This window comes from Ewingella sp. AOP8-B2-18 (assembly GCF_052376015.1).
GTDB lineage: Bacteria > Pseudomonadota > Gammaproteobacteria > Enterobacterales > Enterobacteriaceae > Ewingella > Ewingella allii.
This window is the reverse complement of record NZ_JBQSVB010000001.1, coordinates 223,081-235,706: the sequence shown is the minus strand read 5'-3', so window position 1 is coordinate 235,706 and position 12,626 is coordinate 223,081. Positions and strand designations below refer to the sequence as shown.

Annotated in this window: 14 protein-coding genes and 1 riboswitch; of the genes, 4 read left to right on the top strand and 10 right to left on the bottom strand. The window is 55.6% G+C overall.

The window, feature by feature from the left end:
• Positions 1–31: 31 nt before the first annotated feature.
• From tatA to ACT3RR_RS01080, 6 genes are all read right to left on the bottom strand, one after another.
• Positions 32–229: a Sec-independent protein translocase subunit TatA gene (tatA, locus tag ACT3RR_RS01105; RefSeq protein ID WP_034788352.1), complete on the bottom strand. Its 198-nt coding sequence runs from the start codon at positions 227–229 to the stop codon at positions 32–34.
• A 186-nt stretch (positions 230–415) separates the two neighbouring features.
• Positions 416–1,201, bottom strand: a complete 786-nt coding sequence (locus ACT3RR_RS01100) for an amino acid ABC transporter ATP-binding protein (protein WP_496199579.1) — start codon at positions 1,199–1,201, stop codon at positions 416–418.
• The gene (locus tag ACT3RR_RS01095; protein WP_496199578.1) at positions 1,198–2,178 is read right to left on the bottom strand and encodes an amino acid ABC transporter permease; all 981 of its coding nucleotides are present in this window, start codon (positions 2,176–2,178) and stop codon (positions 1,198–1,200) included. Before ACT3RR_RS01095 ends, ACT3RR_RS01100 begins: the two co-directional genes overlap by 4 nt.
• Positions 2,178–3,083: an ABC transporter substrate-binding protein gene (locus tag ACT3RR_RS01090; RefSeq protein WP_485901616.1), complete on the bottom strand. Its 906-nt coding sequence runs from the start codon at positions 3,081–3,083 to the stop codon at positions 2,178–2,180. The genes ACT3RR_RS01095 and ACT3RR_RS01090 overlap by 1 nt, the downstream gene beginning before the upstream one ends.
• 251 nt (positions 3,084–3,334) lie before the next feature.
• Positions 3,335–4,135 (bottom strand): deaminated glutathione amidase, encoded by an 801-nt coding sequence (locus ACT3RR_RS01085; RefSeq protein WP_485901618.1) that lies wholly within the window; start codon positions 4,133–4,135, stop codon positions 3,335–3,337.
• A gap of 19 nt (positions 4,136–4,154) precedes the next feature.
• The gene (locus ACT3RR_RS01080; RefSeq protein ID WP_496199577.1) at positions 4,155–5,111 is read right to left on the bottom strand and encodes a nitrate ABC transporter substrate-binding protein; all 957 of its coding nucleotides are present in this window, start codon (positions 5,109–5,111) and stop codon (positions 4,155–4,157) included.
• Positions 5,112–5,281: 170 nt separating this feature from the next.
• On the opposite strand from ACT3RR_RS01080, the gene ACT3RR_RS01075 reads away from it, so the two are divergent.
• On the top strand, positions 5,282–6,625 hold the full coding sequence (locus ACT3RR_RS01075) for an aminotransferase-like domain-containing protein (RefSeq protein ID WP_496199576.1): 1,344 nt from the start codon (positions 5,282–5,284) through the stop codon (positions 6,623–6,625).
• Positions 6,626–6,633: 8 nt separating this feature from the next.
• Here ACT3RR_RS01075 and ACT3RR_RS01070 read toward each other — a convergent pair whose 3' ends face one another.
• Entirely contained in the window at positions 6,634–7,056 is a 423-nt protein-coding gene (locus tag ACT3RR_RS01070) for a GNAT family N-acetyltransferase (RefSeq protein WP_485901624.1), read from the bottom strand.
• A 75-nt stretch (positions 7,057–7,131) separates the two neighbouring features.
• A riboswitch (Fluoride riboswitch) is annotated at positions 7,132–7,194 on the top strand.
• A 65-nt stretch (positions 7,195–7,259) separates the two neighbouring features.
• Between ACT3RR_RS01070 and crcB the strand changes: the two genes are divergently transcribed.
• The 3 genes from crcB (at position 7,260) to ACT3RR_RS01055 (ending at position 9,964) form a co-directional block, all read left to right on the top strand.
• A complete protein-coding gene (gene crcB, locus ACT3RR_RS01065; RefSeq protein WP_496199575.1) occupies positions 7,260–7,643 on the top strand; it encodes a fluoride efflux transporter CrcB in 384 nt (127 codons plus the stop codon).
• 424 nt (positions 7,644–8,067) lie between these two features.
• On the top strand, positions 8,068–8,718 hold the full coding sequence (locus ACT3RR_RS01060) for a TetR family transcriptional regulator (protein WP_353501317.1): 651 nt from the start codon (positions 8,068–8,070) through the stop codon (positions 8,716–8,718).
• Between the two features lie 52 nt (positions 8,719–8,770).
• The gene (locus ACT3RR_RS01055) at positions 8,771–9,964 is read left to right on the top strand and encodes a multidrug effflux MFS transporter (RefSeq protein WP_353501316.1); all 1,194 of its coding nucleotides are present in this window, start codon (positions 8,771–8,773) and stop codon (positions 9,962–9,964) included.
• A 68-nt stretch (positions 9,965–10,032) separates the two neighbouring features.
• Here ACT3RR_RS01055 and cspE read toward each other — a convergent pair whose 3' ends face one another.
• The 3 genes from cspE to ACT3RR_RS01040 all read right to left on the bottom strand — a co-directional run bounded on the left by cspE (position 10,033) and on the right by ACT3RR_RS01040 (position 12,548).
• Positions 10,033–10,242 (bottom strand): transcription antiterminator/RNA stability regulator CspE, encoded by a 210-nt coding sequence (gene cspE / locus ACT3RR_RS01050; RefSeq protein WP_353501315.1) that lies wholly within the window; start codon positions 10,240–10,242, stop codon positions 10,033–10,035.
• A 168-nt stretch (positions 10,243–10,410) separates the two neighbouring features.
• Positions 10,411–11,199: a DUF2076 domain-containing protein gene (locus tag ACT3RR_RS01045; RefSeq protein WP_496199574.1), complete on the bottom strand. Its 789-nt coding sequence runs from the start codon at positions 11,197–11,199 to the stop codon at positions 10,411–10,413.
• 218 nt (positions 11,200–11,417) lie between these two features.
• Positions 11,418–12,548 carry an ABC transporter substrate-binding protein gene (locus ACT3RR_RS01040; RefSeq protein WP_353501313.1) on the bottom strand — a complete coding sequence of 377 codons (1,131 nt, stop codon included), beginning with the start codon at positions 12,546–12,548 and terminating at the stop codon, positions 11,418–11,420.
• Positions 12,549–12,626 lie beyond the last annotated feature (78 nt).

The window sequence follows — 12,626 nt, the reverse complement described above, 5'->3', positions numbered from 1 at the left end:
GCAGAACGGCGGGCGTTAACCCGCACACAAATCAGTCTTTGTGTTCTACGCGCTCAGCAGGCTGTGCGTCAGTTTTGGCAGCAGGAGCTGGATCATCATTCATGGCTTTCTTGAAGCCACGCAGCGCAGCGCCCAGATCTCCGCCCAAAGAGCGCAGTTTGCTGGTACCGAACAGCAGAACGATCAGAACACCCACAACTAACAATTTAGTAATGCTTAAACCTTCCATACACACCTTCTTTTCACGGTTTGCGAAACTGTTTATCTGAACTGTTTAGTTGCGCTTTTAACTGACAGAACAGCCCAAACAATTTAAGGTTATTTACGAATAATCTGGGTGTAAATACAACCTAAAAATGTAACAGAAATGCTCAGACAGAAATCCAAATGCTGTGCTTGCTGAACAAAGGGCTGACTAGATAAATCGGCTGAGGAAAGCCTGAGTGCGCGGATGCTGTGGATTGACCAGCACCTCCTGCGCAGACCCCTGCTCCACCACGTGGCCGCGATCCATAAACACCACCCGATCCGCCGCCTCTTTAGCAAAGCCAATTTCGTGCGTCACCACAATCATGGTTAACCCCTGCTGGGCAAGATCGCGCATGGTGGAAAGCACTTCGCCCACCAGCTCCGGGTCCAGCGCCGAGGTCGGCTCGTCGAACAGCATCAGCTTGGGTTTCACCGCCAAAGCGCGAGCAATCGCCACCCGCTGCTGCTGGCCGCCGGAGAGATGGCGCGGGTAGGCATCGGCTTTGTCACTCAGCCCCACCTTTTGCAGCAGCTCGCGGGCGTACTTCTCGGCGTCCTGTCGGCTCTCCTTATGCACGCCGATGGGCGCTTCAACGATATTCTGCAACACCGTCATGTGCGGATAGAGGTTGAACTGCTGGAACACCATGCCGATATCACGACGCTGGCGCGCAATGGCTTTTTCCGGCAACTTGTGCAGCTTGTCGCCACGCAGCTCATAGCCAATCTGCTCGCCGCCGACCATAATCGCGCCGCGATCGATATCTTCCAAATGGTTGATACAACGCAGGAAAGTGGATTTCCCCGAGCCTGACGGGCCAAGGATCACCACCACTTCGCTCGGTTTCACTTCCAGATCAATGCCTTTCAGCACTTCATTATCGCCATAGCTTTTATGCACGTTGCGCGCCACAACCAGCGGCGATTGGCTCTCTAAAGTGGGCTGACTCATCGCTCCTCCTCGTGGGTCTGGCTTGGGGCATTGACGATAGGAATGGTTTTCTCTTCGCCAGAACCCTGACGTCGCTTGGTGGCCGAGCCGGAGCGGCTGGTACCGCGGGCGTAATAGCGCTCAATGGCCGACTGACCGACGTTGAGTATCGAGGTGATCAGCAAGTACCAAATCACCGCCACCATCAGCATCGGCACCACTTCAAAGGTGCGATTATAAATGGTTTGAACCGAGTACAGCAGATCGCCCATGGCAATCACGCTGACCAGCGAGGTGGCTTTAATCATGCTAATCAGCTGGTTGCCGGTGGGAGGGATAATCGAACGCATCGCCTGCGGGATAATAATGCGGCGCAGCGCGCGACCACGGCTCATGCCAAAAGCCTGTGCCGTTTCCCCCTGACCGTTGTCCACCGACAGCAATCCAGCGCGAATAATCTCCGCCATATAGGCCGCTTCGTTCAGCGCCAAACCGGCAATCGCCGCCGTCAGCGGGGTGATCAGGTCATTGGTGTTCCAACTCATGTACTCCGGGCCAAAGGGAATACCGAGCACCACCCGTGGAAACAGCGTCGACATGTTGTACCAGAACAGCAGTTGCACCAGCAGCGGCGTACCACGGAAAAACCAGATATACAGCCCGGAGAGGCGGCGCAGCAACTGGCTTTGCGACAGGCGAGCAATCGCCAACATCAGGCCCAGAAACACGCCAAGCAGCATTGAAACCACGGTAAGGCCAAGCGTCACGCCCAGCCCCTTCACCACCGTACCTTCAGTAAACCACTGACCCACCACGTGCCATTCGAAATTAGGATTGCGCGCCACGTTCCACACCACGTCAATGGCGATCAGCGTGACAATAATCCATGAGATCCAGCGGCCATAGTTGCGCGGCGCATGAGCAAACTCCACGTTGCGGCGCGGGTTGTCGGCTTCATGGCTATCCGGCGGTTTAACTCGAAAGGTATTTTCCGTCATTAAGGTTGCGCCTTAGCCAGATTGATCCCCGGCGCTGCAACCATGTTGTCTTGCAGACCCCATTTTTTCATGATGATGGCGTAAGTGCCGTTGTCGAACAGCTTCTGGTAGCCCGCCAAAATCACGTCACGAATGGCCGAACCTTTTGGCACTAAGGTGCCCTGATAGATGTCGCCAAAGCCGTTAGATTTGCCTTTGCCCGCCAATTCCAACTGGCCACTGGCTTTGTCGACGAAATAGGTCAACGGCGCCTGCGAGGAGAAGAAGGCGTCAGAACGGTTAGAGCGCACGGCCAGAATCGAGGTTGGCTGGTCGCTAAACGACTGGATAGTCACCGCCGGTTTACCGGCTTTCACGCAGACGTCGGACTGCTTGCGGATCACCTGCTCCGCCGAGCCGCCCGCCATCACGGCAATGCGTTTGCCGCAGGTGTCGTCCAGCGAGTTAATGTTCTGCGGGTTGCCTTTATGCACCGCAAACACCACGTACTCTTTGACGAAATCGATGAAATCATTTTTGGCCTGACGATCCGGATAATCACCAATCGGCCCCATCGCCAGCTGGTAGCGCCCGGCCGCCATGCCGCTCAGAATGCCAGACATGCCGCTGACCGAGGCGTGTTCGATTTTCACCCCTAGCACGCCAGCCAGCGCGTCGGCCAAGTCTGAACTCGCGCCGTCGAGGGTATTATTGCCAGTCACAATTTCATAAGGAGGGAAGGAGCCGTTGTTGACCGACGTCATCACCCCGGATTTTTGGATGTCCGCTGGCAATTTGGCGTGCAGCGCGGCATCTACCGTTTGCGCAGGGATAGCGACGCTTTCAGCAGCAAACGCGGTGGTCGAAAGTATTGAAAGTAATGCAGCCGTCAGTGCGGTAGCCGGACGTAATTTTCTTGCCATCATTGCAATGCCCTCTGTCGAAAAGTTGTGGTGAATGTTGTGCAATTAATTTCAAAATCAGTGATTTATTGTTAACACCTTCCCTGGTGTTGATAACGCCGTAAGGATATTTTTTATTTCTCACTGGGTCAGGCGCTGACCGAGCAAGGGTAATGCGGCGCTCCCTGGTGTGGTTCGCGCTTGTTGGCCCTGCGGCGCACGTTGAGGACCGTGGCTGCCGCGAGGGGTACTGCCTGACTCTTAAATAACGGGTTTTAGAACTTGTCAGTACGTAGCTGTGGAACATCAAAACGGCGGTTATCCAGCACCGGCAGCACTTTACGGGCGTGCGCTAAACGGGCTTTATCCAGCTCGGCAAAGACCAGGGCCGGAGCTTCGGCGGCGCGGGCAATCGCCACGCCAAGGGGGTCAACCACCATGCTGTTGCCGATATTTCGCTCGCCGCACTCGCCCACAGCCACCACGTAAGTGGTGTTCTCCAGCGCGCGGGCGGTGACCAACACTTCCCAATGCATCTCTTTCAGTGGCCCTTTTACCCACGCGGCGGGCAGAACCAGCGCGTCCGCGCCGTCGAGTACCAAACGGCGGGCCAGCTCAGGGAAACGCACGTCGTAGCAGGTCATCAGGCCAACTTTAAAGCCCGCGACGTCAACTAATGGCGGAATATCTTTGCCCGGCGTGACGTTCTTCGACTCTTGGGTTGAAAAGGCGTCATACAGGTGCAGCTTGCGGTATTCAGAAATGATCTTGCCGTCGCGAAGAGAGATGAGCACGTTCCACGCCCGGCCATCTGGCGTCGGGGTGTGCACGCTCATCATGGTGGTCATTTGGCTACCGACGCTGGCGGCCAGCAGTTGGCTGACAAATGGCCCGTCCAGAGGCTGCGCGGCTTTCAGCACTAAATCGGGGTCAGTGATGTCGCGGGCGAGAATGCCCTCTGGCAGCACCAGCAGATCCACACCGGCCTGTAATGACTTCTTCATTAACGACAGACAGGTTTCAACGTTAGCCTGCCACTCTTTGGCGACGGCGAATTGGCCTAATGCAACTTTCATCATCACTCCTTAATCTTGATTAACCGGCAAAATGCGGGAAAAGATCGGCGGCGGTCAGGCGCTGCGCGGTCAAATTCTGCCGATGCAGCTCTGCGCCAAAATCATTAATCATCTGCTCATTGGCGGCGTAACCGTTGGCGTTCCAGTCAGCGGGCAAGTCCACCACCGTGCGGCGCAGGTCATCCAGCAGCCACGGCGTGGTATCGGCATATTTGGCGCGCTTCTCCATCCAAACGTGGTAAGAACGCTCAATAATGTCGCTCAGTGCCTGCGGCAGCCAAGGGTGTTCGGCGGCCAGCGCCGGTTTAATCGCCAGCAGGTGAATGCCCGGCACGTAACCCACTCGATTAAAATAATCTAACTCGGCCTGACGAAAGTCAGGCTGGAACTGGCGGAAGCCGGAATCCGGTTTGAAGAAGCCTTCAGGCATAAATGGCGTAAACACCGCGTCGAGCCAGCCCTCTTGCAGCAGCTCCATCATCGGGCGCTCTTCGGGGACAGCTTCAATCCGCCCCGGCTGACCAAAGCCCGCCAGACGGTCAACAATCGGGTGCTGCTCGGTCAGGCGGCCCACGTACCAGCGCGCATCTTCAATCTGCACCCCTTCCAGCGCCAAAACCGTGCGCGTCCAAGTATTCCCTGAATCTTGCCAGCCGGTCAGGCCGATGCGTTTGCCCTTCAGTTGGCAGAGTTCGGTCAGCGGACTGTCCTGACGCGTAATAATGCAGCGCTGGCGGAATCCGCGCATCAGGAAGTGTGGAATGCCCAGCAGATCCTGCTCGCCGCGCGCGCGCCCTTGGGCGTAACGGCTAAAGGAGACTTCCCCGGCCTGGTAGTCGGCGCTGGTAGCTAAGTCATCCACCAGCGTACCCACACGGTCAATTTCTAGGTTAAAACCTTCTGGTTTGATATCGCCCAAAGCCAGCGGCGTAAAATAATCCCAGTCACGAACAGCCAGTCTGATGGTCAACGCCACGAGATTCCCCTTATAGGTGTGCAAAATTCGGTTTGCTAAGTTCTTTTGACCAATGGCGAACACATTGCCAACAAAGTGCTGTTTTTATCGCCTCAACTGGCTAAGTTTGATACTAATAGCATAAATAAATATGTACAATAGAATCTTTGTTACTGAACAAAAGGCAAAAAATGGCTGATAATCCGTTGGTAAAAGCGCTGGATGCAGAGTGGTTCGCAGGGCATTTGCAGGACAGGTCGATGCGCGGCATTGCGCTGGAGACGGCGGCGATGATTCGTTCCGGCGTGATTGAAATCGGCACCCATTTGCCCGCAGTCCGTGAACTGGCGCAGTCATTAGGCGTCAGCCCGGCGACGGTTTCCGCCGCATGGGGCCAGCTGCGTCGGCAGAAAGTGATTGCCGGGCGCGGACGCAACGGCGTCTGGGTCTGCGGCGATACTCTCTCCCCCCGCCCGGCGCGTTTTGAAAAAATCGGCAACTTTGGCGAGCACATCAGCGCCGACCTGACGCTATCAGCGCCAGACCCGCAATTACTGCCCGACCTGCGCGAAGCCCTGCTGTCGGGCATGGCGGCGGAAAATCTCAATAGTTATCACCGCGAAGCCATCTCCCCGGCCCTGCTGGCGGCGGTTCAATCCGACTGGCCTTATGCCGCCGAAGCTTTTATGGCGACCGACGGCGGCTTTGACGCCATGAACCTGACGCTGCAAACCCTGCTGATGCAAGGCTCGGTGGTGGCCATTGAAGACCCGACCGCCAGCCGCCTGCTGGATATGCTCGATAACCTTAATGCGCAGGTTCTGCCGGTAAAATGCGATGAGTTCGGGCCTATCCCCGAGTCGCTTCAGGCGGCGCTCGCCAAAAATCCTTCAGCCTTTATCTATCAGCCAAGCACCCATTCGCACTGCGGCCACGTGATGAACGCCGAGCGTTTCGCCGAACTGGCGGCGCTATTGGCCGAGAGTAATGCGCTGATTGTGGAAGATGACGGCATCGGCCAGCTCTCTCACGCCGCGCCTCTGAGCATGGGCAGCGTGCTGCCCAAACGCACGGTGCACGTGCGCTCTTACTCCAAAGCCTACGGGCCGGATCTGCGCCTGGCGGTGCTCTCCGGCTCGCGGGAGCTGATCAAACAAGTGATTTCATTCCGTAATTTCGGCGCAGGCTGGTCGAGCCGCATTTTGCAGCAGGCTCTGGCCTATCTGATTAAGGATGAGAAAACCCAGCAGGGGATTGCCCACGCCAAAGCGGTTTATGCCCAGCGGCGCAAAGCGATGTCCGACGCGCTGCAACTGCGCGGCGTGCATATTCCACACCGCGACGGGCTGGCGATGTGGATCCCCGTCCCTTCAGAGCAGTTTGCTTTAGTAACGCTGGCAGCGCGGGGAATTGCGGTGCTGCCCGGCGAGCGCAGCCGCATCGGGCCGGGGCAGTTTATCCGCATCAGCACCTCTCAGCTAAAAGCGGAGCAGGTGGATTTCATTGCCGACGCCATCGTGCTGGCACTGGGTTAACAGCGGAATTAAAACTTTTTGATTAAATACTTCGGCGATTCTTCATATTCGGCGCGGGCATAAAACTGATGTGCCCGCACGCGGCGGCTGTGGCTATGCACTTCCATCCGGTCGCAGCCGCGCTCGATGGACAGGCGTTCGGCCTCGTCCACCAGCTTCTGCCCGATACCGCCACCGCGGCTTTCACCACTGACGCACAGATAGCTGATGCGGCAAAACTCCCCGGCCAGCGCAATCTGCGGGATAAAGTGCAATGAGATAAAGCCGACCACTGCGCCCTGCTCTTCCGCCAGCAGCAGGCGGCTGTCCGGGTTGTTCGCCATGTTGACGATTCTCGCCGCCACGTCCTGTGGGTCATTGGGATAATCCAGATCGGCCAACAGCTCGGTGATAATAGGAGCATCGGCGGCAAGCGCGTCGCGTATTAACATTGTGTTTCCTTTTTATTCTCAGCGGCTTTTCACAAAGCACTACAAAATTTTGGTCTGCGGTGTAAAATTGCGCGGCAAAATGATGGAGATGACATTCCTCCGAAACCGCCTTTACGGGCTAATGATGTCTACGCAATCTCGCGAGAGGTTCGTAGCGTCGTGCCCGGACCTTTCTGAATTCCACCTGTTTATAAAGGTTTTCCATGTTTACTACTTTTCTTGCAGTCCTCATTGCGGGCGGTGTCGGCAGCGCAGCGCGCTGGTATCTCGGTTTGAAGATGAACAGCATTTCGCCGACCATTCCTCTTGGCACGCTGGCCGTTAACCTGATTGGTGCCTTTGTCATTGGCTTCGCCATCGCGATTTTTGGCCGCATGAGCAATGTCGACCCAGTACTCAAAGCCGTGATCACCAACGGCTTTTGCGGTGGCTTCACCACTTTCTCCACCTTCTCTCTGGAAGTGGTTTACATGCTGCAAGCCGGGCGTTTCGGTGATGCCGTGCTGAACATCTGCCTGAACCTGTTTGGCTCCCTCGCCCTTACCCTGCTGGGCTTTATGGTGGTCAGCTGGTACAACGCGCACTGATTCTATCCCTCAACGATGCCTTTTTTATGACAAAGGCATCGTGAATCTTCAATGATTTCCTTCTCGCTGGCGCCGAACATTTTTTCACCTTTTAAGCGCGTCTTAATGTTTCCTTCATCTTAAATCTGCACAATCGTCTCCATTGATTCATTTTAATGATGCCATCTGGAGTGATTATGTTTACTACCCCTAAAACGTTATCTGAAATTATGGTGACTTCACTGTGCGTGCTGATCGTCGCCGCCTTTTTGCAGGCCTATTTCGCCGCCTAAGTCCCCTCGTTTACCTCATTTCGCCAACGGCGCAGCGCTTAACACGCTGCGCCGTTTGTTTTGATATTTACCTGCTAGCCATGTCTGCTTATAATTGAGAATGAACGTTCATACTCATTTTTATTTTGCCAGCTCTTGCCATCAGGACTTCTATGTTGCCTCCACAGGACACCAAGGAAAAACGCATCTGCGCCCGACGCGATCAGATCATTGCCGCCGCGCGGATCTGCTTTCGTAAGCACGGTTTTCACGGCGCGGGAATGGCCGAGATCGCCAAATTATCGCAGCTTAGCGTGGGGCAGATTTATCGCTATTTCGCCAATAAAGAGGCCATTATCGAAGAGATAGTGCGCCGCATGGTGGCGAAGAAGATTGCGCTGATCACCGGCAATGCCCACAACCTGCTGCAAATGGCGGAGAATCTCGCCAATCGCCGCATCGGCGAGTTCCACCTCACCGAGCCGCGCGCGGGCGAGCAAGAAACCCCGGACGAGCAGACGGAAATCGACCACGCACTGATGCTGGAAGTGGCCGCCGAAGCGACGCGCAATCCGCTGGTGGAGAAGATCTGGCGCGACTCCGAGTGCGATTTGTTCAATCAGGCCAAAGCCACCATGTGCAAAGCCTACCCGCACTGGAGCGACGAAGAGCTAAATAACCGCGTCGAAGTGGTGGCGGTTATCTGCGAAGGCACCGCCTTCCGCCATCTCACCACCCAACATGCCAACGCTCAGGCGCTAGAAAAGCTCTACAACCAATTGTTTGGTCAACTGTTTAACCCGCCATCGCCGGGCCAATCCTAATGTCACACACATCGTTTTAACCACCACAAAATAACCGGGAAACGGAAAATTAATGAGCGCTCACCTGACAGAAAAACGCTTGGGCTATATCTTGGTCTTAGGGTCACTTGCCGCACTTGGCCCACTATGCACTGACTTATATCTGCCGGCCTTGCCGCAAATGGCCCATGAACTCAACACCAACACCGCCACCAGCCAGCTCAGCCTGACCACCGGCCTGCTTGGGCTAGGCCTGGGCCAGCTTATCTTTGGCCCGCTGAGCGATAAATATGGCCGCATGCGCCCGCTGCTCTGGTCGCTGGCCCTGCTGTTTGCCGCGTCCGTTTGGTGCGCCGTGGCGCCGAGCATTGAACAGCTGATCGCCGCGCGTCTGCTTCAGGGCATCGCCGGAGCAGGCGGCGCGGTGCTTTCGCGCGCGGTGGCCCGCGATATGTATAACGGCCACGAGCTGACCAAGTTCTTTGCACTGCTGATGCTAGTTAACGGGCTGGCGCCGATTATTGCGCCGGTACTCGGCGGCGGGCTGCTGAATTTCATGAACTGGCGCGGGATTTTTGGCGCGCTGGGGGTGATTTCCGTGCTGCTGTTCGCCTCGTCGCTGCTCAAGCTGCATGAAACCCTGCCTGCCGAAAGGCGCTCTCAGGGCGGCGTGATGGCGATGGTGCGCGCCATCGGCGGGCTGCTTAAAGATCGCCAGTTTATGGGGCTGTGTCTGGCGCAGGGCTTCACCATGGCGGGGATGTTTGCCTATATCGGCGCGTCGCCTTTCGTCTTACAGCAGATTTATGGCCTCAGCCCGCAAATGTTTAGCCTGTGCTTTGCGATTAATGGCGTGGGTCTGGTGCTGGCGGCGCAAATTTCTACCCGCCTGAGTGGCAAGTTTGGCGAACTGGCGCTGGTCAAGGCTGGGCTGACCATTGCGGCGCTCGGCTCGATTTCACTGGTTATCGCCGCCAGCCTGCACGCGCCGCTGGTGACGCTGCTGGTGCCGCTATTCTTCTCGGTGATCACCATCGGGATTGTCGGCCCGAACGCCTCATCGCTGGCGATGCAAACTCAGGGGAAAAACGCCGGTAGCGCGTCAGCGCTGATTGGGGTGTGTATGTTCGCGCTGGGTTCAATTAGCGTGCCGATCAGTGGCCTGGGTGGCACCTCGGCGCTGTCGATGGGCTTCACTATTATGGGCTGCTTCGCCATTGCCATCCTGCTGTTTACCACGCTGGTGCGTAAACCACGGACGGCGTAACAAGAGCGTCAGCTAACAAAAGACCAAAAAAAACCCGCATCAGCGGGTTTTTCAAAATTTGGCTAGAGTTAGATAGGTTTAACGTCAGCAGCCGATGGGCCTTTGGCGCCCTGTGTGATTTCGAACTCTACACGTTGGCCTTCAGCGAGGGTTTTGAAACCGTTGCTGGAAATAGCAGAGAAGTGCACGAAAACATCTTTGCTGCCATCTTCAGGGGTAATGAAACCAAAACCTTTAGATTCATTGAACCACTTAACGCTACCTTTAATCTTTGACATCAAACTTACCTTTACGTGAATGTAAGACACAAAATGTGTGTCAAGTAGAGTACAGCAGCAGATTCAGGTTTTGTCCAGAATGTGCAAAGCAATAAGCGATAAACCTCTCACTCTTAGACTTTGTACGACAATTCCTACTGGCAAACCGCACTCTTAAATGCAAAACATTCAAAAGAAGGAGTCGTCGTCATCATTACTGTAATCGGAAGAGTCAAAGCTGTCCGAGCCAAATCCTAAGTCTGAATTATCATCACGCAGGGAGGCGTCCTGCCATGAAGGCTGCCCGCTGTTGAAATCCTGCTGCTGGAAATCAGACTGCTGGACGTCATTATTGCCGAGGAAACCGTTGTCAGTGTCGTTCAGATTCTGCACCGGCGGCTCTTCGATAATATTCACAATCTCCTGTGGCTGGCTCTGATGGAACATGCCGGTCAGCATCTCAGCTAACACCACCCCACCCGCCACGCCCGCGGCGGTACGCAGCGCGCTGCCCAAAAAGCCCGGCTGTTGAGGCGCGGCCTGCTGTGGAGTCGCATGCTGGTAGGGCTGTTGCTGCTGGTAGCCCTGCTGCTGCCCACGGTTGTCCCAACCGCTGGTGCCTGGGATCGGCTGGCTGCCTGAGTTGCTCTGCGGTGCGGCCTGAGGCTGCGCCTGTGACGCCGCGCCGCCGCCAAACAGCCCGGCCAAGAAACCGGTGCTCTGTGGGCGGGCGTTCTTCGCCTGCTCTTGCAGTTGCGCTATCTGCTGCTGTTGCGCCTGAATCTGCTGATTCAGCTTAGTCAACGCCGCTTCTTGAATAATCATCGCCTGCGCCATGTAGTAAGGCGCAGCGGGCTGCTTGCTGACGCAGGCCTGAATCACGCGCTCTGCCTCGGCATCACGCGGTGCCGTTGCGGACTCAGCCTGTTGCAGACGACTAAAAAGCCCTTCGATTAAACGCTGTTCTTCAGATTGCATAAATTCACCTTCTCTTTAGGTATTACTCCGCCCTTGAGCTTTGCGATGGCAAAGCGTTCACCAATAGCAGGAGTCTATCAGTCACACTAATACAATTAGTTTCAGGGATGAATTAACCGAGTGTCAACAAATGTGATCCACGTAAAGATAGGCCGTATGCCTGGTCTGGCGGCATACAAAAGCCGGCAAGCTTGCCGGCTTGGAAGGGATAGAGGGGATTACTTGGCTTGCGACCAACCGAAGATAAAGCCGGTGTCCGGCAGGTCGGTGTAGTTGCGCACCAGATCGCGGTAAGTCTTCGCTGGGTCGAGATCTTTAAACTGCTGCGGATAGATAAATTTCGCCAGATATTCCATGCCGACGATGTTGTACGGATGGTTGTAGAACTGGTGATAGATGCCATAGGCGCGATTGTCGGTCACGGCAGAAATCTGCGAAATGCCGTTGCGCGCCAGCAGCGCCTTGGCTTCTTTATCCACGCTGGCCTGCTCTGCGCCGTAGCCCAGCGGCAGGATGTGCGACACGCTGCCGTTACTTGGGCGTGATGAGCCGGTCATGATGTAGGCATCAGGCTTCATGCTGATCACCTTCTCCAGCGACACATCGCCAGACGCGCCCGGCAGCAGTTCGGTGCCGATATTGGTCGCCCCCACGGCTTTCACCAACTTGCCCCAGCCCGCGTCGCCGTGGGTAAAGCAGCAAGAGTCGGAGCGGCCCGCAATGGCTTCCACAAAGACTTTAGGTTTTGGATTCACCGCCGCCACCACCTGTTGGAGATGCTGGTAGTGCTGGGTGTAGAAATCAGAATAGGCTTTGGCGTTTTTCTCTTGGTTCAGCACTTTACCCAGCAGGTCGATGCTTGGCGCGGTGTCCTTGGCCGGGTCCAGCTCATAATCAACAAACAGCACCGGGATATTCAGGGACTTGAGTTTATCCAGCACGCCCGCCTGTTGCAGAGACGCTTTGGCACGCAGCTGGGCAATCATCAGGTCAGGCTTCTGAGCAATCACCGTCTCGAGATCCACCTGACCTTTGTCGCTAAAGCCCATGTCGAGGATCTTGTCCGCGCTCGGCCATTTGCTTTTCAGCATGTCCCAGGTGCCGATATCGGTTTTCTTCAGCAGGTTATTCCACGCCACCACGTGCTGGAACGGATTGGATTTATCCAACACCGCCAGAGAGAGAATATCGCGACCATCCTGCAAAATAATACGCTGCGGCGCTTTTTCAAAAGTGAGCTTTTGACCATCAAGGTCAGTCACATTCAACGGATAAGTGGTAGCGAAACTGGCAAAGGAGGTAGCGAGCAGGCCGGCAACAGAAAGCGTGCGGACAGTATTCTTGAGCATGTTTGTTCCTTTGAAATGAGCTTGAAAAAAACCTGAGATGAGAATGGAATAAAATTGATTTTGATAACCATTATCAAA

What these genes read in the sequence shown, in the direction of transcription:
- tatA (WP_034788352.1), bottom strand. Translation starts at nt 229, where the DNA reads ATGGAAGGTTTAAGCATTACTAAATTGTTAGTTGTGGGTGTTCTGATC.
- ACT3RR_RS01100 (WP_496199579.1), bottom strand. Translation starts at nt 1,201, where the DNA reads ATGAGTCAGCCCACTTTAGAGAGCCAATCGCCGCTGGTTGTGGCGCGC.
- ACT3RR_RS01095 (WP_496199578.1), bottom strand. Translation starts at nt 2,178, where the DNA reads ATGACGGAAAATACCTTTCGAGTTAAACCGCCGGATAGCCATGAAGCC.
- ACT3RR_RS01090 (WP_485901616.1), bottom strand. Translation starts at nt 3,083, where the DNA reads ATGATGGCAAGAAAATTACGTCCGGCTACCGCACTGACGGCTGCATTA.
- ACT3RR_RS01085 (WP_485901618.1), bottom strand. Translation starts at nt 4,135, where the DNA reads ATGAAAGTTGCATTAGGCCAATTCGCCGTCGCCAAAGAGTGGCAGGCT.
- ACT3RR_RS01075 (WP_496199576.1), top strand. Translation starts at nt 5,282, where the DNA reads ATGGCTGATAATCCGTTGGTAAAAGCGCTGGATGCAGAGTGGTTCGCA.
- ACT3RR_RS01070 (WP_485901624.1), bottom strand. Translation starts at nt 7,056, where the DNA reads ATGTTAATACGCGACGCGCTTGCCGCCGATGCTCCTATTATCACCGAG.
- crcB (WP_496199575.1), top strand. Translation starts at nt 7,260, where the DNA reads ATGTTTACTACTTTTCTTGCAGTCCTCATTGCGGGCGGTGTCGGCAGC.
- ACT3RR_RS01060 (WP_353501317.1), top strand. Translation starts at nt 8,068, where the DNA reads ATGTTGCCTCCACAGGACACCAAGGAAAAACGCATCTGCGCCCGACGC.
- ACT3RR_RS01055 (WP_353501316.1), top strand. Translation starts at nt 8,771, where the DNA reads ATGAGCGCTCACCTGACAGAAAAACGCTTGGGCTATATCTTGGTCTTA.
- cspE (WP_353501315.1), bottom strand. Translation starts at nt 10,242, where the DNA reads ATGTCAAAGATTAAAGGTAGCGTTAAGTGGTTCAATGAATCTAAAGGT.
- ACT3RR_RS01045 (WP_496199574.1), bottom strand. Translation starts at nt 11,199, where the DNA reads ATGCAATCTGAAGAACAGCGTTTAATCGAAGGGCTTTTTAGTCGTCTG.
- ACT3RR_RS01040 (WP_353501313.1), bottom strand. Translation starts at nt 12,548, where the DNA reads ATGCTCAAGAATACTGTCCGCACGCTTTCTGTTGCCGGCCTGCTCGCT.